The sequence below is a fragment of the Denitromonas halophila genome, from assembly GCF_007625155.1.
In the GTDB taxonomy this organism is placed as follows: Bacteria; Pseudomonadota; Gammaproteobacteria; order Burkholderiales; family Rhodocyclaceae; genus Nitrogeniibacter; species Nitrogeniibacter halophilus.
The window spans coordinates 112,575-136,119 of the sequence record NZ_VMNK01000005.1 but is presented as its reverse complement, the minus strand read 5'-3'; the positions used below and the strand labels follow the sequence as shown (position 1 = coordinate 136,119).

General features: G+C 63.9%; 20 protein-coding genes and 1 pseudogene. 8 read left to right on the top strand and 13 right to left on the bottom strand.

The window, feature by feature from the left end; all coding sequences use genetic code 11:
* The first annotated feature begins 38 nt into the window (after window positions 1-38).
* The gene (locus FHP91_RS06755; RefSeq protein ID WP_144308858.1) at window positions 39-428 is read left to right on the top strand and encodes a response regulator; all 390 of its coding nucleotides are present in this window, start codon (window positions 39-41) and stop codon (window positions 426-428) included.
* Here FHP91_RS06755 and FHP91_RS06750 read toward each other — a convergent pair.
* The 4 genes from FHP91_RS06750 to acnA are packed head-to-tail and all read right to left on the bottom strand — an operon-like array spanning window position 390 to window position 5,658.
* Window positions 390-2,108 (bottom strand): potassium channel family protein, encoded by a 1,719-nt coding sequence (locus FHP91_RS06750; RefSeq protein ID WP_144308857.1) that lies wholly within the window; start codon window positions 2,106-2,108, stop codon window positions 390-392. The genes FHP91_RS06755 and FHP91_RS06750 overlap by 39 nt on opposite strands.
* Window positions 2,105-2,488: a DUF6394 family protein gene (locus FHP91_RS06745; RefSeq protein WP_144308856.1), complete on the bottom strand. Its 384-nt coding sequence runs from the start codon at window positions 2,486-2,488 to the stop codon at window positions 2,105-2,107. The genes FHP91_RS06750 and FHP91_RS06745 overlap by 4 nt, the downstream gene beginning before the upstream one ends.
* A 57-nt stretch (window positions 2,489-2,545) precedes the next feature.
* Window positions 2,546-2,941, bottom strand: coding sequence for a YchJ family protein (locus FHP91_RS06740; protein WP_144308855.1), 396 nt, complete (start codon window positions 2,939-2,941; stop codon window positions 2,546-2,548).
* A 29-nt stretch (window positions 2,942-2,970) separates the two neighbouring features.
* Complete coding sequence (gene acnA / locus FHP91_RS06735) at window positions 2,971-5,658, bottom strand: aconitate hydratase AcnA (protein ID WP_144308854.1); 2,688 nt, start codon at window positions 5,656-5,658, stop codon at window positions 2,971-2,973.
* Between the two features lie 241 nt (window positions 5,659-5,899).
* Between acnA and FHP91_RS06730 the strand changes: the two genes are divergently transcribed.
* Window positions 5,900-8,497: a bifunctional aconitate hydratase 2/2-methylisocitrate dehydratase gene (locus FHP91_RS06730; protein ID WP_144308853.1), complete on the top strand. Its 2,598-nt coding sequence runs from the start codon at window positions 5,900-5,902 to the stop codon at window positions 8,495-8,497.
* A gap of 232 nt (window positions 8,498-8,729) precedes the next feature.
* Here the strand turns inward: FHP91_RS06730 and aspA are convergent, their stop codons facing one another.
* Window positions 8,730-10,133 carry an aspartate ammonia-lyase gene (gene aspA, locus FHP91_RS06725; RefSeq protein WP_144308852.1) on the bottom strand — a complete coding sequence of 468 codons (1,404 nt, stop codon included), beginning with the start codon at window positions 10,131-10,133 and terminating at the stop codon, window positions 8,730-8,732.
* A 76-nt stretch (window positions 10,134-10,209) separates the two neighbouring features.
* On the bottom strand, window positions 10,210-11,130 hold the full coding sequence (locus tag FHP91_RS06720; protein ID WP_186301470.1) for a LysR substrate-binding domain-containing protein: 921 nt from the start codon (window positions 11,128-11,130) through the stop codon (window positions 10,210-10,212).
* Window positions 11,131-11,217: 87 nt separating this feature from the next.
* Here FHP91_RS06720 and FHP91_RS21105 point away from each other — a divergent pair, with 87 nt between their 5' ends.
* From FHP91_RS21105 to FHP91_RS06710, 3 genes are all read left to right on the top strand, one after another.
* On the top strand, window positions 11,218-11,376 hold the full coding sequence (locus FHP91_RS21105; RefSeq protein ID WP_186301469.1) for a hypothetical protein: 159 nt from the start codon (window positions 11,218-11,220) through the stop codon (window positions 11,374-11,376).
* A gap of 18 nt (window positions 11,377-11,394) precedes the next feature.
* The gene (locus FHP91_RS06715) at window positions 11,395-12,738 is read left to right on the top strand and encodes a dicarboxylate/amino acid:cation symporter (RefSeq protein ID WP_222105128.1); all 1,344 of its coding nucleotides are present in this window, start codon (window positions 11,395-11,397) and stop codon (window positions 12,736-12,738) included.
* A gap of 109 nt (window positions 12,739-12,847) precedes the next feature.
* Window positions 12,848-14,311, top strand: coding sequence for an amino acid racemase (locus FHP91_RS06710; RefSeq protein ID WP_246116240.1), 1,464 nt, complete (start codon window positions 12,848-12,850; stop codon window positions 14,309-14,311).
* A gap of 255 nt (window positions 14,312-14,566) precedes the next feature.
* Here the strand turns inward: FHP91_RS06710 and FHP91_RS06705 are convergent, their stop codons facing one another.
* Together FHP91_RS06705 and FHP91_RS06700 are read right to left on the bottom strand one after the other, a co-directional pair.
* Entirely contained in the window at window positions 14,567-14,989 is a 423-nt protein-coding gene (locus FHP91_RS06705; RefSeq protein WP_144308849.1) for a hypothetical protein, read from the bottom strand.
* Window positions 14,990-15,091: 102 nt separating this feature from the next.
* Entirely contained in the window at window positions 15,092-15,463 is a 372-nt protein-coding gene (locus FHP91_RS06700) for a cupin domain-containing protein (RefSeq protein ID WP_144308848.1), read from the bottom strand.
* 315 nt (window positions 15,464-15,778) lie between these two features.
* On the opposite strand from FHP91_RS06700, the pseudogene FHP91_RS21435 reads away from it, so the two are divergent.
* Window positions 15,779-16,669, top strand: a pseudogene (locus FHP91_RS21435) (integron integrase); the annotation flags it as partial.
* A gap of 300 nt (window positions 16,670-16,969) precedes the next feature.
* On the opposite strand, the gene FHP91_RS06690 reads toward FHP91_RS21435, so the two are convergent.
* The 4 genes from FHP91_RS06690 to FHP91_RS06675 all read right to left on the bottom strand — a co-directional run bounded on the left by FHP91_RS06690 (window position 16,970) and on the right by FHP91_RS06675 (window position 20,072).
* Window positions 16,970-18,403, bottom strand: coding sequence for an aldehyde dehydrogenase family protein (locus FHP91_RS06690; protein WP_144308847.1), 1,434 nt, complete (start codon window positions 18,401-18,403; stop codon window positions 16,970-16,972).
* A gap of 147 nt (window positions 18,404-18,550) precedes the next feature.
* Window positions 18,551-18,952: a tautomerase family protein gene (locus FHP91_RS06685; RefSeq protein ID WP_144308846.1), complete on the bottom strand. Its 402-nt coding sequence runs from the start codon at window positions 18,950-18,952 to the stop codon at window positions 18,551-18,553.
* A 47-nt stretch (window positions 18,953-18,999) separates the two neighbouring features.
* Entirely contained in the window at window positions 19,000-19,608 is a 609-nt protein-coding gene (gene gstA, locus FHP91_RS06680) for a glutathione transferase GstA (RefSeq protein WP_144308845.1), read from the bottom strand.
* 32 nt (window positions 19,609-19,640) lie between these two features.
* Window positions 19,641-20,072 (bottom strand): DoxX family protein, encoded by a 432-nt coding sequence (locus tag FHP91_RS06675; protein ID WP_144308844.1) that lies wholly within the window; start codon window positions 20,070-20,072, stop codon window positions 19,641-19,643.
* Between the two features lie 107 nt (window positions 20,073-20,179).
* On the opposite strand from FHP91_RS06675, the gene FHP91_RS06670 reads away from it, so the two are divergent.
* Window positions 20,180-21,079 carry a LysR family transcriptional regulator gene (locus tag FHP91_RS06670; RefSeq protein ID WP_144308843.1) on the top strand — a complete coding sequence of 300 codons (900 nt, stop codon included), beginning with the start codon at window positions 20,180-20,182 and terminating at the stop codon, window positions 21,077-21,079.
* 153 nt (window positions 21,080-21,232) lie between these two features.
* The gene (scpB, locus tag FHP91_RS06665; protein WP_186301468.1) at window positions 21,233-21,985 is read left to right on the top strand and encodes a methylmalonyl-CoA decarboxylase; all 753 of its coding nucleotides are present in this window, start codon (window positions 21,233-21,235) and stop codon (window positions 21,983-21,985) included.
* 56 nt (window positions 21,986-22,041) lie between these two features.
* On the opposite strand, the gene FHP91_RS06660 is transcribed toward scpB, so the two are convergent.
* On the bottom strand, window positions 22,042-23,535 hold the full coding sequence (locus FHP91_RS06660) for a CoA-acylating methylmalonate-semialdehyde dehydrogenase (RefSeq protein WP_144308842.1): 1,494 nt from the start codon (window positions 23,533-23,535) through the stop codon (window positions 22,042-22,044).
* Between the last annotated feature and the right edge of the window lie 10 nt (window positions 23,536-23,545).

Below are 23,545 nucleotides of genomic sequence, written 5' to 3'. Positions count from 1 at the left end.
TGCAAATCTTCGAAGCGATCCATTCACGAGAGCGACGCATGCGAATCCTGATAGTCGATGATGATTATGTGAATCGCAAGCTGCCTGCGGTCGTCCTGGGGCGTGTCGGGCATGAGGTTGTCGAAGCGGCTACAGGCACCGAGGCGCTGACGTTCGCGGCCAGCGATGCCTTTGATGTGGTGTTGCTGGATCTGACCATGCCGGACATGAGTGGTTATGAGGTCTGCCGCCAGTTGCGCGCCGCCGACAGCGGCGGTTGGTTGAGGGTGGTGGCCTATACCGCTTACGGGGTGGACGGGCTGCGCGATCAGGTGCTGGCGTCGGGCTTTGATGCCCTGCTGCTCAAGCCGGTGACGCCCGCCGAGATTCTCGAGGCGCTGGTGCCGCGCTCAGCCGGCGTCGGCGGCACGCCGCCGGCGCTCGGCTAACCACTCCCATACCCAGCCGCCGGGCCGGTCAGCGCCGGTCAGTACATAGTCGAGCGTGTGGCTGTTGGCCACCGTCAGCGCGAAGTCGCGCCTTGCGGCCGGCAGGCCGACCAGCAACAAGCGGTCTCCCGGGCGGATGATTTCGTCCGGTGATGGCCGGATGATGTGGTCGTCGTCATCGCGGCGCAGGTATAACACTGCAGCTTCGAGTGCGGCGGCGCGGTCATGCGGATTTCGCAGCAGGTCGCCCAGGCACACGCTGCCGCTGTTGCGCATCAGGTGCCGGTACAGCGCCGGCGCACGCCGAAGATTGAGGCGCACACTCCAGACGGCGGGCACCGTCCAGCCAAAGCGGTCGGTCAGTTGCTCGACCAGCTCGGCGGACCATGCGTCGTCTTTGGTGGCGATCTCGGCCAGGAAGGGTTCGAGCAGCGGCGTGGTCAGCACCGCCAGGCACTCATGGCCGATGATCTCGCTCGGCACCACCGTGACGTCGGATTCAAAGGCGTCGAACAATGCGTGATTGGCATAGGCGTTCATGCGCAGGATCACGAACAGGTCCGGATTCAGCTCGCGTGCGGTGACGGCGATCGACAGGTTGTCGATGTCGTTGCCGGTGCTGGCGACGATGCCCACCGCCTGTTGGATGTTGGCCCGCTCCAGCGTGGCACCGCCGGTGGCGTCGCCGCGCACCACGCGGTGACCGTGGCCGTCGGGCGCGTCGCGGTCGATGATGATCACCGGCACGCCTTCCTGGTCGAAGGCCTCGACCAGAATCTTGCCGAAGCCGCCGTAACCGCACAGCACCCATTTGCCGAGCGGCGGGTCGCGATGGCGTTCGACCGCGCTGCCGGGCAGGCCGGTCAGCCAGGTGAGCAGGTGGTAGGTATTGGGCGCATGCAGCGCCAGGGCCAGGTATTCGGCGAACTTGGCGAAGGGGTTGATGATGTGGCGGGTGCCGAAGGAGGCCATGTTGGCCGCCACGTCAGCCGAGCTGGCGCGGCACAAGGCGGGCAGCTTGGGTGCCAGCAGGCGCGCCGAGATGGCGATGGCCAGGTTGGCGTTGTCGTCGTCGGTCAGGGCCAGTACGCCGCGGCAATTCCGGTTGGTCAAGCCGGCAAAGCGCAGCGTCTCGGGTAGGCGTGCATCGGCGGTCAGGCAGGGGATGTCGGTCACATAGCCGTGCAGCTCCTGCTCGCTGGCCTTGATCGGGTCATGCTCGACCACCACCGCCCGCTCGCCGAGCCGGTCGAGCGCCTTGCATACCAGGCGGCCGGTTTCTCCGTATCCGCAGACCAGATAGAAGGGTTCGTGGATGCGGCGCACCTGGCGGGCGAAGTGCGCCGTGTCGACGGCATTGCGGAAGGTCTGGTTCTGCAACAGCGCAAAGACCGAACCGATGGTGTAGGCCCAGCCGACCACCGCCATGTAGATGCAGATCGTCACCCACAGCCGCTGCTGCTCGGAGAACACCTCGGGCACTTCGCCGAACCCGATGGTGGTGGCCGTGTAGCTGATGAAGTAGAAGGCGTGGAAAAAGCTCATCTGCTCGCCGTCGACGCCCGGCACCAGGGTGAGCCCCAGTACCGATACCGAGAAGATGACAATGAGCGTGAGCAGCGGCGCGCGCAGCCGCCGCAGGGCGAGAAACAGCGTGCTCTGGTGGCCGGCTGGCGTCATCGACGCTGCATGATGGTTTCGGCGATCAGGATGATGACCGACACCACGTTGGCAAACAGCGCGCCGCCCGACAGCGACACGACCTTGGCGGTGATGTCCGGTGTCATGCCGGTGCCGACCACATGGGCGCCGTAGCCCCACACCATGGCCGCCGCGATCAGTTGCAGGTCGGCCACCAGTGAGGTGGATAGATGCACCGCGCCGATCTGGGTGCGATCACCGAACTTGAGCACCGTGGCAATCAGGTTCACCACGATGGCAGCGAACAGTTCGTAGATGTCGTGGTGTTCGGGGTTGCTCAGGTCGCCGACAAAGAAACCAAAGTTGAGCGTGGCGGCGAGGACGATGAAGAAGCCGAAGATGACCTTCTCGAGATTCATGCGCGGGCGCTCCGGATGGCGGCAAAGCCTGATTATAGGCACCGCTCGGGTGCGCTGTCAGTCGTCCTGAAACTCGCCATCAACATAAAACCAGCGTCCGTTTTGGCGGCGGAAGCGGCTTCGCTCGCGAATCTGCCCAGCGCGACCGCCGCTGCGATAGCGCGCGATGAAGGTCACCGTGCCCACATCGCCATCGGTTGGCGGGGCGGAAGCGATTGTGAGCCCGAGCCAGCGCATGGGGGGCTCATCGTTCAGGCTGAGGCTGTCGGGGCGGGTGTCCGGGTGCCAGCTGGCAAGCAGGTAGGTCGCGTCGCCGCGCGTGAAAGCCGTGTAGCGGCTACGCATCAGCGTCTCGGGCGTGTCGGCGGACCGCTCGCCTGCGAGGACCGGCCCGCAGCAGGCGTCAAAGGTGGCGGGACGCCCGCAGGGGCAGGGGGTGGGCTTTTTTTTCATGGCGCGGGCCGGGCGAAATGGCGAGCGCGTCAGTCTGCCAGAATCTCCCGCAGTACATAGGGCAGGATGCCGCAATGCTGGTAGTAGGCGACCTCCACCTCGGTGTCGATCCGCGACAGCAGGGGCACTTCGTCGGTGCCGCCCGCGGCGCGATGAATGCGCAGCGTGACGGTCTGGCGGGGGGCCAGCGCGTCGGTGACGCCGACGATGTCGAATCGGTCGTCCGCACCGATCTTGAGTGATTGCCAACTGGCGCCGTCGGTGAATTGCAAGGGCAGCACGCCCATGCCGACCAGGTTGGAGCGGTGGATGCGCTCGAAGCTTTGCGCCACCACCGCGCGCACGCCCAGCAGTTGCGTGCCTTTGGCCGCCCAGTCGCGCGAGGAGCCGGTGCCGTATTCCTCGCCAGCGAAGATCACCGTTGGCGTGCCGGCTTTCATGTAGCGCTCGGCGGCGTCGAAGACCGTGGTCTGTTCGCCGTCGAAGAGTGTGAAGCCGCCTTCGATCCGTCCACCGTCGGCGTCGGCGGGCAGCATCAGGTTCTTGATGCGTACGTTGGCGAAGGTGCCGCGCATCATCACGTCATGGTTGCCGCGGCGCGAGCCGTAGGAGTTGAACTCGGCGCGCTCGACACCGTGCGCGCGCAGCCACTGACCGGCCGGTGTCGGCTCGCCGAAGGCGCCGGCGGGCGAGATGTGGTCGGTGGTGACCGAGTTGCCGAGCAGCATCAGGGCGCGGGCGCCGGTGATGTCGGTGAGCGGCGGGGGTGTCATGTCGAAGCCTTCGAAGAAGGGCGGCTGAGCGATGTAGGTGGACTCGGGCCAGGCATAGACATCGCCGGTCGGGGCGGGGATGTCGGTCCATAGATCGACGTCGCCGGAGAAGTCGGCATAGCGCTTGCGGAAGGTGGCCGGATCGAGCGCAAAGGGCAGCACGGCGTTGATTTCATCCGAGGTCGGCCAGAGGTCTTTGAGGAATATGGCGGTGCCGTCTTCCGCTGTGCCCAGCGGTTCGGAGGTGAGGTCGATGTTGGCGCGCCCGGCTAATGCATAGGCCACCACCAGCGGCGGCGAGGCGAGGTAGTTGGCGCGGATGTTGGGGTGAATGCGTGCTTCGAAATTGCGGTTGCCGGAGAGCACCGCGGCGGCCACCACATCGTGCTCGGCGATGGCGGCGTTGAGCTCCGGCGCCAGGTCGCCCGAGTTGCCGATGCAGGTGGTGCAGCCGTAGCCGGCGAGCGCAAATCCCAGCTCGGCCAGCGGTTCGATCAGGCCGGCGCGGGTCAGGTAGTCGGTCACCACCCGCGAGCCCGGCGCCAGCGAGGTCTTGATATGCGGCTTGACGTGCAGCCCGCGCGCCACCGCTTTTTGCGCCAGCAGGCCGGCGGCGATCATCACTGCCGGGTTGGAGGTGTTGGTGCACGAGGTGATGGCGGCGATGAGGATGTCGCCATGGCCCAGGTCGACGCCGGGCAGGGTGGTCGGGTAGCGCTTGGCCAGCGCCTCGGAACTGCGGTTAAAGCCGTTGTCGGCGGCCGGGGCGACGAACAGCGCCTCGAAGCGCTCGCGCATGGCGGGCATGGCGATGCGGTCTTGCGGGCGCTTGGGGCCGGCGAGCGAGGGCACGATGCTGGTCAGGTCGAGCTGCAGCGCGCGGGTGTAGTCGATCTCGTCGTGGCCGGGGATGCCGAACATGCCTTGCGCGCGAAAGTAGGCCTCGAACAGCTCGCAGTCTTTGTCGCTGCGGCCGGTGGTGCGCATGTAGTCGACGGTTTTTTCGTCGACGGGGAAGAAGCCCATCGTGGCGCCGTACTCGGGGGCCATATTGGCGATGGTGGCGCGGTCGGTGACCGACAGGCTGGCGGTGCCCGCGCCGAAGAACTCGACGAATTTGCCGACCACTTTTTCGCGGCGCAGCATCTCGGTCACGGTCAGCACCAGGTCGGTGGCGGTGGTGCCTTCGGGCAGCGCGCCGGTCAGTTCGACGCCGATCACGTCGGGCGTGAGGATGTACACCGGCTGGCCCAGCATGGCCGCTTCAGCCTCGATGCCGCCCACGCCCCAGCCGACCACGCCGACGCCGTTGATCATGGTGGTGTGCGAGTCGGTGCCGACCAGGGTGTCGGGGTAATACAGGTCGTCACCGCTGGAGCGCACGCCGTGGAAGAGATGCTCCAGATTGACCTGGTGCACGATGCCGATCCCCGGCGGCACCACCTTGAAGGTATCGAAGGCCTGCATGCCCCACTTCATGAACTGGTAGCGCTCGGCATTGCGCTCGAATTCCTTGTCCATGTTCTGGCGCAGTGCGTTTGGGGTGCCGTAGAAATCGACCTGCACGGAATGGTCGACCACCAGATCGACCGGCACCATGGGTTCGATGAGCTTGGGTGGCTTGCCCATGGCCTCGGCCACGTTGCGCATGGCGGCCAGGTCAACCAGCAGGGGCACGCCGGTAAAGTCTTGCAGCACCACGCGAGCGACCACAAACGGGATCTCTTCGGTGCGCTCGGCAGTGGCCTGCCAGTTGACGAGTTGCTGCACATGCTCCGACGTGATCCGTTTCCCGTCGCATTGGCGTAGCACCGCTTCGAGCACGATGCGGATCGAGACGGGGAGACGATCGACCGGGCCCAGTGCACGAATGTCGTGGAACCGGGCCGTCTGGCCAGATGGGGTGGTAAAGCGCGAGAGGGTGTTGTGCAGCGGCGTGGCCATGACGGACTCCGATCGGTTGGCGGATGCAGCATTGGAGCAAGTCGGACCCGGGATACGCCCCGGTGTTCCCGCAGGCGTTACGCCGGCGCGGCAAGCGCGCTACAATTGCTGCAGGTGCGTAAGCGTGCCGTAAGTCGCTTCGTCCAAACTGAGTCTTATAAAAGATATATAATTCGATCGTTTGCCCCAAAGTCCGCTGTTTTGGGGCGCCCTGCCACTGTGTTACAGGAAGGATATCGCCGTGCTACAAGCCTACCGTCAGCATGCCGCCGAGCGCGAAGCGCTTGGCATTCCCGCTCTGCCGCTGGACAAGCAGCAGACCGAAGAACTGGTTCAACTGCTTCAGAACCCGCCCGCCGGTGAAGAAGCGTTCCTGGTTGAGCTCCTGACCTACCGTGTTCCTGCCGGTGTGGATGATGCCGCCAAGGTCAAGGCCGAGTTCCTGGCCCAGGTCGCCAAGGGCGAGCTCGCCTGTGGCCTGATTTCGCGCGCCAAGGCCGTCGAACTGCTGGGCACCATGCTCGGCGGTTTCAACATCAAGCCGATGATCGACGTGCTCGACGATGCAGACGTCGGTGGCATCGCCGCAGAGGGCCTGAAAAAGACCCTGCTGATGTTCGATTACTTCCATGACGTCAAGGAACTGGCCGAGAAGGGCAGCGCCAACGCCAAGGCCGTGATGCAGTCCTGGGCCGACGCCGAGTGGTTCACCAGCCGTCCGGAAGTGCCGGCCTCGATGAAGGTCACCGTGTTCAAGGTCACCGGCGAAACCAACACCGACGACCTGTCGCCGGCGCCGGACGCCTGGTCCCGCCCCGACATCCCGCTGCACGCGCTGGCCATGCTGAAGAACCCGCGCGAAGGCATCACGCCGGAAGAAGCCGGTGTACGCGGCCCGGTCAAGTTCATCGAAGACATGCGCGCCAAGGGCAACCTGGTCGCCTATGTTGGTGACGTGGTCGGTACCGGCTCGTCCCGCAAGTCCGCCACCAACTCGGTGCTGTGGTTCACCGGCGAAGACATCCCCTTCGTGCCGAACAAGCGTTTTGGCGGCGTGTGCCTGGGCTCCAAGATCGCCCCGATCTTCTTCAACACCATGGAAGACGCTGGCGCGCTGCCGATCGAGATCGATTGCGGCGACATGAACATGGGCGACGAGGTCGAGCTCAAGGTTGACCAGGCCACGGCCAAGGTCACCGCCTTCAAGAACGGCACGCAAATCGCCGAATCGCAGCTCAAGACCGCGGTCATTCTCGACGAAGTGCGCGCCGGTGGCCGTATTCCGTTGATCATCGGTCGCGGCCTGACGGCCAAGGCACGCGAAGCGCTGGGCCTGCCGGCTTCCAAGCTGTTCCGCCTGCCGCAAGACCCGGCCGACTCCGGCAAGGGCTTCTCGCTGGGCCAGAAGATGGTTGGCCGCGCATGTGGCCTGCCGGAAGGCCAGGGCGTGCGTCCGGGCACTTACTGCGAGCCGAAGATGACCACCGTCGGTTCCCAGGACACCACTGGCCCGATGACCCGCGACGAGCTCAAGGATCTCGCCTGCCTCGGTTTCTCGGCGGATCTGGTGATGCAGTCCTTCTGCCACACCTCGGCCTATCCGAAGCTGGTCGACGTCAAGACCCACCGCGAACTGCCGAGCTTCATGTCCACCCGTGGCGGCGTGTCGCTGCGTCCGGGTGACGGCGTGATTCACTCCTGGCTCAACCGTCTGCTGCTGCCCGACACCGTCGGTACCGGTGGCGACTCGCACACCCGCTTCCCGATCGGCATTTCCTTCCCGGCCGGTTCCGGCCTGGTGGCGTTTGCCGCCGCCACCGGCGTGATGCCGCTGGACATGCCCGAATCCGTGCTGGTGCGCTTCAAGGGCGAGCTGCAGCCGGGCGTTACCCTGCGTGACCTGGTCAGCGCGATCCCGCTGTACGCCATCCGCCAGGGTCTGCTGACGGTCGAGAAGAAGGGCAAGAAGAACATCTTCTCCGGCCGCATTCTCGAAATCGAAGGGCTGCCGAACCTCAAGGTCGAGCAGGCATTCGAGCTGACCGACGCCTCCGCCGAGCGCTCCGCTGCCGGTTGCACGGTGCATCTCGATAAAGCGCCGATCGTCGAGTACATGAACTCGAACATCACGCTCATGAAGTGGATGATCGCCAATGGCTACGAGGATGCACGCACCCTCAAGCGTCGCATCGCCTCGATGGAAGACTGGATCGCCAACGGCGAACTGCTGTCGGGTGACGCTGACGCCGAGTACGCCGCTGTGATCGACATCGATCTGGCCGACATCACCGAGCCGATCGTGGCCTGCCCGAACGACCCGGACGACGTCAAGCTGCTGTCGGAAGTGTCCGGCACCAAGATCGACGAAGTGTTCATCGGCTCGTGCATGACCAACATCGGTCACTTCCGTGCTGCGGCCAAGGTGCTCGAAGGCAAGTCGGACATCCCGACCCGCCTGTGGGTGGCCCCGCCGACCAAGATGGACGCCATGATCCTGACCGAAGAAGGTTACTACTCCACCCTCGGCAAGACCGGTGCGCGCATGGAGCCCCCGGGCTGCTCGCTGTGCATGGGCAACCAGGCGCAGATCCGCAAGGGTTCGACCGCCATCTCGACTTCGACGCGTAACTTCCCGAACCGTCTCGGTATCGACACCCAGGTCTTCCTCGGTTCCGCCGAGCTGGCCGCGGTGTGCGCCCTGACTGGCAAGATCCCGACGCCGTCGGAGTACATGGCGCAGGTTGAGTCGCTCAAGGCCCAGGCCGGCGAAGTGTACCGCTACATGAACTTCGACCAGATCGAAGCCTTCCAGGAAGTGGCTGATACGGTTGATGCCTGAACCGCAAGCCTGATCAGGTCAGCTTCGGCTGACCTGTAGCAACACCAAAAACGCCACCCGCAGTTCCCTGCCGGTGGCGTTTTTTTATGATGCGCGCGGCGAGCCTTTCTGGCGCGGTTTGAAGAAAGTGAGCCGGCCGGACACGCACAAGGCGCTCCCCGTCAGGCCGGCTCGAAAGACAGTGTAGTCGGCGCGAATGGGTCTCGCCGATGAGGTGTGGGTGAGTTTTAGATCAGTGCGATCGCGGTGCGGTCAGCACCTCGGGGCGCAGCGCGTCGTCGAGCTCGGCCTGTGTCATCAGCCCTTTTTCGAGTACCAGTTCGGCCACGCTGCGGCCGCTGCGCAATGCTTCGCGCGCTGCCCAGGTCGAGTGTTCGTAGCCGATATGCGGGTTCAGCGCGGTGGCCAGGCCAGCCGAGCATCGCACGCGCTCGGCCAGCATCTCAACGTTGGCGGTGATGCCGACCACGCAGTTGTCGGTCAGCGTCCGGCAGCCGGCGGCCAGGTGCTCGATGCTCTTGAACAGCGAGTGGGCAATGATCGGCTCGAAGGCGTTGAGCTGAAGCTGGCCGGCTTCGGAGGCCATGGTGATGGTCATGTCGTTGCCGATGACCTCGTAGGCGATCTGATTGACCACTTCGGGGATGATCGGGTTGACCTTGCCCGGCATGATGGACGAGCCGGCGGCGCGCTCGGGCAGGTTGATCTCGTTGAAGCCGGCTTGCGGGCCGGACGACAGCAGGCGCAGGTCGTTGCAGACCTTCGACAGCTTGCAGGCGACGCGCTTGAGCACGCCGGAGAGCTGCACAAACGAGCCGGTGTCCTGCGTGGCTTCGATGAGGTTGTGCGCGGGCACCAGACGCACGCCGGAGAATTCGGAGAGCAGCTCGGTGGCGAGCTTGGCGTAGCGGATGTCGGTGTTGATGCCGGTGCCGATGGCGGTGGCACCGAGGTTGACCTCCTGGATCAGCGCAATCGCTTCTTCGAGGCGGGCCATGTCTTCCTGCACCATGATGGCGTAGGTCATGAACTCCTGACCCAGCGTCATCGGCACGGCGTCCTGCAATTGGGTGCGGCCCATCTTCAACACGCTGGAGAACTCCGTCGCCTTGGCCGAGAAAGCGTCGTGGAGTGCGGCCATCGCGCTCAGCAAGTCTTGAATGGCAAACACAATTGCCAGCTTCAGCGTCGTCGGATAGACGTCATTGGTGCTCTGCGACATGTTGACATGGTTGAGCGGGTGCAGCGCGGCGTAGTCACCCTTGGCCTTGCCCAACTTCTCGAGCGCCAGGTTGGCGATGACTTCGTTGGCGTTCATGTTGGTCGAGGTGCCGGCGCCGCCCTGAATGACGTCCACCACGAACTGGTCGTGCAACTTGCCGTCCTCGATGTCGCGGCAGGCGGCGGTGATGGCGTCTGCGCGTTGCGGGTCGAGATGGCCGAGCTGGCAGTTGGCGACCGTGGCGGCACGCTTGACCAGGGCCAGTGCCTTGACGAGCTCGGGGTAGGAGCTGATGTGGCGGCCGGTGATCTGGTAGTTTTCGATGGCGCGCAGGGTGTGGATGCCCCAGTAGACGTCATTGGGGACGTCACGGTCGCCGAGCAGGTCGTGTTCAGTGCGGGTGGTGTTTGACATGGTGTGGTGTGCCGAGTGGTGGAGCGGCACATTCTGCGCACTTCGCGACAGGGAGTTGATGCTGTTTGCGAATTCGCTATGCCGGCGATGCATGGGGTGCGGAATCATCCGGCTTGCAGGCCGCCCAGATGCGTTCGACTTCGTTGCGTGCCGGTTCGGATTGCCGGAACAGGGTAATCGTGAGGGGCGCGGTGTGTGCGTCGGCACCGGCCTGGACGAGCAGCCCGGCGGCCAGTTCGTCGCGCACCGCGAGTTCGGGAATCCACGCAATGCCGGCGCCCGCCAGCGCGCCGCGCTTGAGTACGTCGGACATTGAGCACTCGTAGCTGAACTCGAGTTGCTTGCTCAGATCTTCGCGCTCAATCACCGCCGCGGTCACCCGGCCGAGGTAGCTGTTACTCGAGTAACAGAGGTAGGGCAGTGTCGCGCCGGTGCGCAGATCGTGCCGGGCGCGCCCCTTTTCGTCCGGTGCGCTGACCGGAATCAGGCGCTCCGACGCCAGGACGGCCGACGGGTAGCGGGCGATTTCGGTGAGGCTGGGAAAGGCGGGGCTGCTGTACGAGAGCATCAATTCGCAGGAGCCGGAGATCAGGGCTTCGACGCAGCCGGCGACGTGGTCGGCGATCACCCGCGCCCGGACCGCGCCGATCTGCGATTGCAGTCCGGCGTGCCAGTCCCCAAAGAAACTGACGGCGATCGTATGCGAGGCGGCAATCGAGACGACTTCACCGGCGCGGGGCACCAGTCCCTGGGCTTCTTCACGCCCGACACGCAGTGCGTCAAGCACCTCTTGCGCGGTTTTTCGGAAGGCCTCACCTGCCTGGGTGAGCCCCACGGGGAAGAGACTGCGGTCGATCAGCACGGCGCCGACCCAGTATTCCAGGTTGCGGATGCGGCGGCTGAAGGCGGGCTGCGTGACGTTGCGCAGCTCCGCCGCGCGCGAGAAGTTGCGCGTCACCGACAAGGTGAGGAAGTCCTCCAGCCAGTTCATTTCCATTCGGATCTCCCAGGGGTGTGCGCAGTACGATAGGGCGCAGATTACACCGTGTGAATCCGCGGGTGGACGCACCCATGCAAATTCAGCATGGCGCATCGAAAAGAAGAATTGGGCAAGGGCGGCGAGGCTCCGTATAACCACTCCTACCGGCAGATCGCCACCATGGTGCGACTTGCCCCACAAGAAGAAGGCGCCGCAAGTCGTCGCGCCGTTCGACAACAGATAGTGTTCGCCACGCTTGGGTGAGCAGATCAGGAGACAAGGATGACAAAACCAAACACGCCAGCAGCACGCGGCCCGTTCGCGTTCTGGACCGGCATGCAGTTGTGGAAGCAGATCTTCATCGCGCTCGTCGCCGGCCTGGTGATTGGTGTGCTGTTGAACCAGACGGGCAATGCGGATATGGCCAAGAGCGTCAAACCGCTGGGCGATCTGTTTATCCGTGGCATCAAGATGCTGATCGTGCCGCTGATCTTCGTGTCCCTGGTGACCGGGGTGGCCTCGCTGCAGAACCTCTCCACCATGGGCCGGCTCAGCCTCAAGACCGTCGTGCTCTATCTCGGCACGACCGCGGTTGCGATCTCGATTGGACTCGCACTGGCACTGGTATTTGAGCCGGGCGTGGGTGTCGATCTGGGCTCCGCCAAGGCAGTGGCAGCCAAGGAGGCGCCGAGCCTGGTCAACATTCTCATCGGTATCGTGCCGACCAACCCGATCGAAGCCTTTGCCACCGGCAATGTGCTGCAAATCATCGTGTTTGCGATCCTGTTCGGCCTGTCGATTACCCTGGCGGGCGACGCAGCCAAACCGGTGCGCGTATTTTTCGAATCCGCCGCAGAGGTCATCTACAAGCTGACCTCGGTGGTCATTTCCTTCGCGCCCTATGGCGTGTTCGCCCTGATGATCTGGGTGGCCGGCACTTACGGCATGGACGTGCTCGCCCCCTTGGCCAAAGTGATTGCCATGGTCTATCTCGGCTGCCTGGTCCATGCGGTGGTGGTGTATGGCGGCATGATTCGTGTGCTGGCGCGCCTGAATCCGGTGCGCTACTTCCAGGGCTGCATCGAGCCGGTGATGGTGGCTTTCACCAGCACCTCCAGCTCGGGCACCTTGCCAGTGACCATGATGGCGGCAGAGCGCAATCTTGGCGTGCCGCGCAGCGTGTCGAGCTTTGTCCTGCCGCTGGGCGCGACCATCAACATGGACGGCACGGCGCTGTACCAAGGCGTGTGCGCGGTCTTTATCGCTCAGGCTTACGGCGTGGATCTGAACTCGGGTCAGTACCTGACCATCGTGCTGACCGCTACGCTGGCCTCCATCGGCACCGCCGGCGTGCCGGGTGCTGGCCTGATCATGCTGTCGTTGGTGCTCGCATCGGTCGGCCTGCCGCTCGAAGGCATCGCGATCATTGCCGGTATCGACCGCATTCTCGATATGGCACGCACGGCATTGAACGTCGCCGGCGATACCGCGGTGAGCGTCACCGTGGCGCGCAGCGAAGGCCAGCTCGATCAGGCTGTGTACGACACCGCCCATGTACTGCGGGCGGATGATCTGAGCCCGACGGGTGTGGCACCGGCACCGGAGACCGCGCGCGCAGCCTCGTAAGAAAAAAAACGGAAAGTTCGGTTGTTTCGTCAGGGCCGGTTGGTGTTTGTTTGATTTTTGATCGAACATGCCCAACCGGCCCTTGATCATCATGAATGGAATGAAGCCAGTGGCGAATCACGCATCTCTCGATCCCAAGAAACGACGCTTCGGCATTGTCGGTGGCCTGGGCGCGCTCGGTGGCGCCGACGTCTTGCTCAAGATGATCCGGACCGCGCAACGCATGTCCAGCCTGTCGGGTACTGACATCGCCTTTGAGCAGCGCCATTTCGGCGAAGGCGCGATCGTGGCCGACGGCAATTACGATCCGACGCGACGCAAGTTCTATGTCTACAACGCGCTCAAGGACATGGAAGCGCGCGGTATCGACACTGCCCTGGTGCCGTGTTTTCTGTCGCACACCTTTCTGCGCGAGATCACGCCCGAGGTCAATCTCCAGGTGGTCAGCGTGTTCGACGCCTTGCGCCGGCATGTCACCACCGAACTGAGTGGCGTGCGCAAGATCGGTGTGCTGACCTCCACCTTCCTCAAACGCGCCGGCATGTTCGAGCGTGAGATCGGCCCCTTTGCGCAGATCATTTATCCGGATGAAGAGACGCAGGTCAATACGGTCATGCAGGCCATCTACGGGCCAAACGGCGTGCGGGCCGGTCACCACGGCGGCGAGTGTCAGCACCTGCTGCTCGAAGCCTGCTTGCGACTGATCGATGCGGGGGCCGAAGTCATCGTCCCCGGCATGACCGAAATCCCGGTGCTTATCGACTCGCTGCGCCCGCTGGTGCCGGTGCCCTTGCTCGACTCCAATCTGCTGTATGCCGAGTACGCGCTGGGCATCGATGCCGCCACGCCGAGCCGGGAGTTCAAGCTCGGTGTGGTGGGTGGCGTTGGCCCGGCTGCGACGGTCGATTTCATGCGCAAGGTCGTCAAACTCACCGCCGCCGCCCGCGACCAGGACCACATCAAGATGGTCGTCGAACAGAACCCGCAGATCCCCGACCGCACCGCCAACCTGATCGCCGGCGGCGACGACCCCACCATTCCGCTGCTCGCCACCTGCATGCGGCTCAAGGCCGACGGCGCCGACGCCATCGCCATCCCCTGCAACACCGCGCACGCCTATGTCGACCGGATCCAGCCGTATCTCGACATCCCCATCGTCAACATGCTCACCGAAGTCGTCCGCCACATCCGCGAGACCATGCCCGGCGTCACCCGGGTCGGCCTCCTCGCCACCTCGGGCACGGTAACCAGCGGCGTTTACAAAAGCGTGATCGAAGCCGCCGGGCTCCAGCAGGTAGTGCCGGACGAAGCCATGCAGGCGCGGGTGATGGAATCCATCTACGGTGCCAGCGGCGTCAAGGCCGGCTTCACCTCTGGCGAGTGCACCACGCATCTCACCGCGGCAATCGCGCATGTGCAAGCACACGGCGCCGAAGTCATCGTGCTCGGTTGCACCGAACTGCCGCTGATCGAGCTGGGCGATGCCGTCGAGCCGCGCGCCCCTTTGATCGACCCGACGGCTATTCTGGCGGGGAGTTGCGTGGCTCTCGCTGTCGGGAGCCACAAAAGGTGAGATCTGTGCCAAATAGGTGAGATGCTTTTGTCACCGATGATGAGAAGAAACGCTGAAGGGCTCCCTCGGGAGCCCTTCACACTGCTTGGCGACTCTCTTCACGGCAGCAAACGACCCGTTGCTGACATTGGAGAATTGAAAAAGCTGACGCTCAACGTTCGACGTAACCGGCCGGCGGAGGCCGAAGGCCGGAGCGAACCTGCAAGCGCAGCTTGCAGGCGGTCCGGTTGACGGAGGGGTTGGGCGTCTCCACCTTCATTCTTCAACCGCAATTTCAATGACGATCTCGGAATGTGTGCCCCGGGCGGCAGACGGTCTTTTCCAAGGATCGCGGACTAGCACGACGCGGGCCTTCTTTCCGACGACATACATCTTTACGTCGTGCTTGGTGTCAGCCACTGTGTCATACGCGTAGGTGCCACCGCTATCTAGGCGCATGACGAATTCCTGCGATTCGTTATGCATTCCCACTCGTCGCAAGGACGTGATCACACCGGAAAGCACCGTTTGGCCGAGCAGTCCGTTCTCGATGCTCTTCCACCATTCGTCTGAGCCGAAGAGCCCAAAAGTGCCATTCAAGCCGAAAGGGCGTGAAGCATCGAGGGTAAGAGCTTGTGCTGCGGCAACTTGGCCGGGATCAGCAGCCAGTTCGTTCTTCAAGGTGTAGATGGTCTTCATAGGATTGATGCGAGAAAGACGCCCAACGTTCGACGTAAGGGGCGGCCCGCTTGCGGGACGTCTCCTTGACGGAGGGGTTAGCCTTCGGGCGGTGCTGCGCGCTCATACTGGGCGGAGCTGCTCGACCAAGGAGCGAGTCTTCTCCGTGACCACATCACCCGTATGGAGCGTTGCCTTGCGCTCTACGAGCATGATCAAGCACTCTTGCTCAGCTACTGGATTGTGGCGAACGCCTTTGGGAACGACAAACATTTCGCCTTCATCAAGCTCGACGTTGCCGGCTTCCATTTCGATCCGAAGATGACCCTTGAGTATGAGGAATAGCTCATCTTCGTTTTCGTGACTGTGCCAAGCAAGTGAGCCTTGGACCTTGGCTACCTTGACATACGATTCGTCGAGCTCGGCGACAACGCGAGGAGACCAGAACTCTGTAAGCGAAGCTGCGATTTGAAGAGGTGATGCGACTTTGGACATGGCTGGGACTTCTTCTGAGGGCTAACAGTGTTTACACGGACACAGGGGTCCGTATATCAATTGATATTTTGGGTAGATTGCCTGTGTGGAAAAAACGCTATTTATCATAAAGTTAAGCGTTGCGCTGTCAGTTAAACAACCTTGTTATCGGGGCATGCTCGCTCTGGCCACGGCGGGCTAGACTGTGTGCTTTTTCCCCTCAGTCAAAAGGAGTGACCCTCATGGGGTGAGCAGAACGGACAACAGCCCCCGCGCCTTCTTGATCAACTCGTCACCGTTTGCCGACGGCGGCACTTCAGCCCGCGTACGGCAAAAGCATACCGTTATTGGGTACGCCAGTACATTCTCTTTCATAATCGGCGCCACCCTGCGCAGATGGGTTCCGCGCAGGTCGAACAGTTCCTGAACCACTTGGCTGTCCAGCGTCATGTCTCGGCTTCCACACAGTCCCAGGCGCTCAACGCGGTCGTCTTTCTCTATGAGTCCGTGCTCGGCCAATCTCTGGGCCAGATGCAGGGACTGAAGCGAGTTCAGCGCAGACATCGCGTACCGGTCGTATTGACCGTAAGCGAAGTCCAGCAGGTGTTTGCCCACATGGAAGGCACTACACGCGTAATGGCTCAGTTGATGTACGGTGCCGGGCTGCGCGTACACGAATGTGTGAGTCTTCGGGTCAAGGACGTCGATTTCACATCTCGCACGGTATCCGTGCGAAATAGCAAGGGCTCGAAAGATCGCACGACCGTTCTTCCGGAAGGTCTTGCGCCAGTCCTTCAGCAGCACTTGCTTCGTGTTGCGGCTCTTCACCGCGACGATCTTGCGCGAGGTGGAGGCCTGGCACCGATGCCCAATGCGCTTGACCGCAAGTACCCTTCAGCCTCGCAATCGCTCACGTGGCAATACGTCTTCCCGTCGGCAAAGCTTCGACCGTGGGGCAACAGCGGCCGGATGGTGCGATGGCACACCTCGGAGTCAACGGTGCAGCGCGCCTTCAAACAGGCCGTCCGTCGAGCGCAGATTCACAAGCACGCGAGCTTGCATTGTCTGCGACACAGCTTTGCAACCCACCTGCTGTCCGCTGGCACCGACATACGAACGATTCAACTCCTACTGGGCCATCGCAGCCTTCAGACGACGATGATCTACACACACGTGCTTGAGGCCACACGACAGGTCGTCAGCCCCTTCGACGCCCTCTCAAGCTAGTCGACTCCTCACCTTCCCGACGGCCAGAGCGTCCGGTAACCGGACGCGAGGCCGACCGTCTGCTTCTGGCCGATAGGTGCCGCAGGGGAACATAGCATTTCAGTCTGGGCGAAAATCTCACCTTCCAAGACATTCGGCGCGCGCTCTCGTGCCGTAGATGTTGAGATCTACCGTGCAGGCCATGGAGCCCTGTCTCCTCTTCCATGGCAGCCGACACTCGCTGCGGCAGCGCGCGGAAGCCGGTCCGAAGCTGTTAAGGTCGGGGCATCGTGATGTCGGCCTGCCCCGATCGTCAGCAGCTTATTGCCAGTCGCTGACCGCCTTCACCTCCAGAAAATCCTCCAGGCCCCACACGCCGCCTTCGCGCCCGTTGCCTGACTGCTTGTAGCCGCCAAACGGCGCGCCTGCGCCGAGCGGCTTGCCGTTGACCTCGACCATGCCGGCGCGCAGGGCGCTGGCGACGCGTTTTACGCGGGCCGGGTCTTGCGTTTGCAGATAGTGGGTGAGGCCGTAGGGGCTGTCGTTGGCGATGGCGATGGCGTCTTCTTCGGTATCGAAGGGGATGAGGCTGAGCACCGGGCCAAAGATTTCCTCGCGGGCGATGGTCATGGTGTTGGTGACGTCGGCGAACACGGTTGGGCGCACGAAGTAGCCGGTGTCGCGGCCTTCGGGTTTGCCGGGGCCACCGGCGACGAGGCGGGCGCCTTCGTCGATGCCGGTCTGGATAAGGCGCTGGATCTTGTCGAACTGGGCGGCGGAGACGACGGGGCCGATGTGCGGGCCTTCGCGTTCGGCGAGGTCGACGGCCGTGGCCTGGGCGACCTGCGCGGCGGTGGCGACGGCTTGATCGTAAATGGACCGCTCGACCAGCATGCGCGTCGGCGCGTTGCAGGACTGCCCCGAGTTGCCAAAGCAGCGGCGCACGCCGCGTACCACGGCTTTTTCGTCGGCATCGGCGAAGATCAGGTTGGCGCCTTTGCCGCCGAGCTCGAGGCTGACGCGCTTGACGGTGTCGGCGGCGTTCTTGGAGATGGCGATGCCGGCGCGGGTGGAGCCGGTGAAGGAGATCATGTCCACGTCCGGGTGGCCGGACAGCTGCGTGCCGACGCCGGGGCCGTCGCCGTTGACCAGGTTGAACACGCCGGCCGGGAAACCGGCGGCGTCGATCATTTCGGCAAACAGCATCGAGGACAGCGGCGCAATTTCCGAAGGCTTGAGCACCACGGTGCAGCCGGTGGCGAGCGCCGGGATGACCTTGAGCGTGACCTGGTTCATCGGCCAGTTCCATGGCGTGATCAGGCCGCAGACGCCGATCGGCTCGTAGCGGATGCGGGTGGTCGGCGCGTGCTCGCCGAGCGGGCGCTCGAAGGCGAAGCCGCGCGCGGCGCGCAGAAATGTCTTGATGTGGCCGGCGCCGGCGGCGCTCTGCGCCATTTTGGCAAGGTCGATGGGTGCGCCCATTTCGAGCGAGATGGTGGCGGCCATGTCGTCGGCGCGTTCGGTGTAGATGCGCAGCAGCGCGTCGATGTAGCTCAGTCGCTCGTCCAGCGTTTTGTCACGCCAGGCCGGGAAGGCGGCGCGGGCGGCGGCGACGGCGGCATCGGTGTCGGCCTGGTCGCCGAGCGAGATGACGGCGCAGGCCTGCTCGGTGCTCGGGTTGATGACCTCGAGATCCTTGGCGTGCTTGGGAGCGACCCACTGGCCGTTGATGTAGAACTGGCGTTTTTCGAGCATGGACGGACTCTCTGTGTTCGGGGTGATGCCTGAATGATGCCTGTTTTTGGGTTTCGCTGCGGTGGGCGCGAAGTGCTGCTCAGCGCTCGGCGCGCGACAAAAAATGGCCACCCGACGCGGGGTGGCCTTTGGGGGCGCGAGTGTGCGTTACAGCGTCTGGCTCTGGATGAAACGGGCTTCCTGTGTGCGTCCGCCGAAGCCCCAGGCGTCGGCACGTACATCGTCGATCACGATATAGCTGGTCGGGTCGCAAGCGGGGAGCAGCGCCGAGAGATCGTCGAAGACGCGCTGCACATAGCTCGCCTTCTGCGCCTTGGTGTTGGTGCCGTCGGTGATCTTGATGTCGAGATGAAAGGCGCCGCGACCGCTTTTTACCAGCGGGGTGCCGCCGATTCGCCAGTACTTTGGATCGACAAATTCGACGCGGATGGCGGTGACATCGGGCTTTTTGCCAAGCAGCGTGGTGGTGTGTTCGAGCAGCACGGCACTGGCCTTTTCGGCGAGCGTGTCCGATGCCGCTGCGGCGAGGCGCAGGTGCAGATAAGGCATGTTGCGGTCTCCGTTAAACCCGCCCCGGGTGGGGCGGGCAGGGGGGCTCAGGCGTTGAGGCCTTCGGCTTCGCGCGCGGCCTGAACACTCGGACGGGCGGCAACGCGTTCCAGGAATGCGGTGATCGCCGGCCAGCGATGGACATCCACATCGACGAACTGCCCCCAACCGAGCACGGTGTAGAGGTAGCCGTCGGCGACGGTGAATTGATTGCCGGTGAGATAGTCCTGGCCTTCGAGTCGCTTGGCGATGCTGCCGATGCGATTGGCGAGATGGGTTTTTGCAACGGCCTTGGCCGCCTCGACGGTGTCGGGCTTGAACAGTGGCGAGAAGCCTTTGTGGATCTCGGAGTTGATCAGGCCGAGCACCGATTGCAGTTGGTAGCGTGCGATGGTGCCGTTGGCTGGGGCGAGACCGCTCTGCGGCGCCTGGTCGGCGATGTACTGCACGATGGCCGGGCCTTCGGTGAGGATGGTGCCGTCGTCCAGTTCGAGTGCCGGCACATAGCCGTTGGGGCTGATGGCCAGGTAGTCGCGGCCGTCGGCGGTTTTCTTGGTCTTGAGGTCGACACGCACCAGCTCGAAGGGCAGACCCGCCTCGCGCAGGGCGATGTGCGGGGAGTGGGAGCAGGTGCCAGGGGCGAAATAGAGTTTCATGGGGGTCTCCGTGGGTTGGGGGGTGTTGCGTCTTATGCGGCCTGACCGAGGCGGGGCAGCTGGATCTGGCGCAGGTTGTCGAATGCAAAGGCGCCGCCGCCGAGCAGGGCTTGGGACAGCGCGGCAATGGCCAAGTAGACAGGGTATTCCCATCCACCGTTCGGCGCGCTGAACACCCAGCCGTTGCCAGCGTGGACACTGGCAGCGCCAATCAGAACCGGCAACAGGGCGAGGCTCACCCACCGGGTCTTCAGGCCAGCAACCAGTGCGATACCGCCGAGGAGTTCGACCGGGGTGACCACATAGGCCAGCGCGCCCGGCAGGCCGACCGACTCGAAGAAGCCGGCCGTGCCGGGGAGGGTGAAGACAAAAATCTTGAGCAAAGCATGGGCGATGAACATCACGCCCAGCGTGACGCGTAGCAGGGCGATGCCCAGTTCGGTGGTATTGGTTTGGGTTTGCATGATGAGCTCCTGGGGTGGGGATGCGATGAATGGAAGTCTATCCATCCCTTGATGTTGGATAAACTGGCCAATCATCAAATAACTGTTGCAGAAACGGGGATAGTCGAGTGGATCGAATCGAGGCGATGCGGGTGTTCTGTGCGGTGGTCGAGGCCGGCGGGTTTGCCGCTGCGGCCACGCAGTTGGGGGTGTCCACGTCGGCGGTGTCGCGGCATGTGGCGCAGCTTGAAACGCATTTGAATGTGCGCCTGCTCAATCGCACGACGCGCAAGGTGAGTGCGACCGATGCGGGACAGGCCTACTTTGAGCGTTGCGTTCAGTTGCTCGCCGACCTTGACGAGACGGAGGCGGTGGTGGCCGGTGAGGCCCACCGGCCAACCGGGCGCCTTCGGCTGTCGGCGCCGATTGCGCTGTCTATTCATCGTCTGGCGCCGGCATTTGCGGCATTTCAGCAGCGCTATCCCGAGGTGACGCTGGATGTGGCTTTGTCGGACAACGTGGCGGACTTCGTCGATGAAGGCCTGGATCTGGCGATCCGGGTCGGGCGGTTGGGGAGCGATAACCTGGTGGCTCGGCGGATCGACACGGCACGTCTGGTGTTGGCGGCGTCCCCGGCGTATCTGAAAGCGTATGGCGTGCCGGCGCATCCCGAGGCGCTGGCCGATCACAACTGTCTGGGTTACAGCTACGCCGCCACAGGCAACTTGTGGCAGTTCGAAGGCGCGCAGGGCGAGACCTGTGCGGTGCGCATCAACGGGGCGGTGCGTGCCAACAACGGCATGCTGCTCGCCGAGATGGCGGCCTGTGGCGACGGCATTGTGCAGGTGCCCGACTTTCTGGCGAGTCCCTTGCTCGATAGCGGTCGGCTGGAAGCCTTGTTGCCCGAGTGGTCGTACCGCGAGTTGCCCGTTCACGCGGTGTATCCGAGTCGGCGTTATCTGTCGGCCAAAGTTCAGGCGATGGTGAGTTTTCTGACCGAGTGGTTCGCCGCGGGCGACCCAACATAGCGGTATCGGTTATCACGGATGCCCGGCGCGTTAACTGTGGATGCTCACAATGTCGCGATTGTTGCAGCGTGCCAATACTGCGGCACGCAAATCGAATTTACGTTGCATGACGACTCAGGAGAAGCCGCATGGATAGCATTGAAGTCCGTCAGGATGGCCATCGGCATCATCACGCTAGACAATCCAAAGAAGCTCAACGCGCTCAGTCATGCCTTGGTCTCATCACTCATTCATGCGCTGAACCAGTTTGCCGAGCGCGATGTGCGGGTGGTCATTCTCCGTGCCCAGCCGGGAGTCAAGGTGTGGTCGGCCGGCCACGATGTGGGCGAGCTGCCGGAAGGCCGGCGGGATCCGCTGGGCTGGGATGATCCACTGCGCAATCTGGTGCGCAGCATCGAGAGCCATCCGACGCCGGTGATCGCGATGATCGAAGGCACGGTGTGGGGTGGCGCGGTCGAGCTGGTGCTGGCTTGCGACATCATCATCGCGGTGCCGGAATCGACCTTTGCCGTCACGCCCGCGCGCCTCGGCGTGCCCTACAACGTGAGCGGCATGATGACCTTCATGAGCGCGGCCAGCCTGCGCATCGTCAAGGAGCTGGCCTTCACCGCGGCGCCGGTCGACGCGGTGCGTGCCGAGCGGGTGGGCATGATCAATCATGTGGTGGCGGTCGATGCGCTGGAGGCTTTCACCCTGGCGATGGCGGCCACGATTGCCGACAACGCGCCGCTGAGTATCCGGGTGATGAAGGAGCAGTTACGGGTGCTCGCCGGCGCCAAGCCGGTCAGCCCCCGCGGATTCGAAAAAGTGCAGGGGCTGCGGCGCGTGGTGTATGACAGCTACGACTACGCCGAGGGTATCCGTGCGTTCAAGGAAAAACGCCGTCCGGCGTTTCTCGGGCGCTGACGGGCGCGCCGGCGGCCGGGAGGTGAGGGCCGGCCGTCGGCGCGTTCTGTCAGCCATCAGCCGTTGCTGGGAAAGGCGAACTGTGCCTTGCCGACAGTATCGACCGCCCAGCGCTGGGTCAGCGTTTTGCGCCGGGTGTAGAAGCGGATCGCATCCGGGCCGTAGGCACACAGGTCGCCAAACAGCGAGCGCTTCCAGCCGCCGAAGCTCTGGCAGGCGACCGGCACCGGCAGCGGTACATTGACCCCAACCATCCCGACTTGCACCGCGTCGCTGAAGTAGCGCGCGGCGGCGCCGTCGCGGGTGAAGATGCAGGTGCCGTTTCCGAATTCGTGCGCGTTGGTCAGGGCGATGCCTTCTTCCAGCGAGCCAACCCGAACGACGATGAGTACCGGGCCGAAGATCTCCTCGCGGTAGATGGTCATCTCGGGGGTGACGCGGTCAAACAGCGTGCCGCCGACGAAGAAGCCGTTCTCGCTGCCGGCGACTGTGAGGCTGCGGCCATCCACCACCAGCTCGGCGCCCTCGGCCGCGCCGGCGTCGATGTAGCCGACCACCTTGTCGCGATGCGCGGCGGTGACCAGCGGGCCCATGTCCAGCCCGCGCGTGCTGCCGTTGCCGATGTTCAGCTCGCGCACCCGCGGCGCGAGTTTGGCCACCAGCGCGTCGGCCACCGCATCGCCGACCGCGACCACTACCGAGATGGCCATGCAGCGCTCGCCGCAGGAGCCGTAGGCCGCGCCCATCAAGGCGTTGGTGGCGGCGTCGAGATCGGCGTCGGGCATCACGATGGCGTGGTTCTTGGCGCCACCGAGTGCCTGGATGCGTTTGCCGTGGGCGGTGCCGGTGGCGTAGATGTACTCCGCGATCGGGGTTGAGCCGACAAAACTGACGGCCTGCACTCGCGGGTCGGTGAGCAGGGTGTCGACCGCTTCCTTGTCGCCATTGACCACGTTGAACACGCCCGCTGGCAGGCCGGCTTCGGTCAGCAATTCGGCCAGGATCATTGATGCCGACGGGTCTTTTTCGCTCGGCTTGAGCACGAAGGTGTTGCCGCAGGCGATGGCCATGGGGAACATCCACATGGGCACCATGGCCGGGAAGTTGAAGGGCGTGATGCCGGCGACCACGCCGAGCGGCGGGAATTCGGACCAGGAATCGATGTCCGGCCCGACATCGCGCGAGTGCTCGCCCTTGAGCAGTTCGGGTGCGCCGCAGGCGTACTCGACCACCTCGATGCCGCGCGCCAGTTCGCCGTGGGCGTCTTCCCACACCTTGCCATGCTCCTCGACGATGGCCGCGACGATGCGGTCGGCGTGCTGTTCGAGCAGCGCCTTGAAGCGGAACAGCACGCGGGCGCGCTTGAGTGGCGGCGTCTTGCGCCAGGCGGGGAAGGCCTCGGCGGCCGCGGCGATGGCCGATTCGACCGTGGCCTTGCTCGCCATGGCGACCTGACGGGCAGGGCGGCCAAGCGCGGGGTTGAAGACGGCTTGCGGGCGGTTGCTGTCGCTGATGCGTTCGCCCTTGATGTAGTGACCGAGGATGTCCATGACTTGGGTT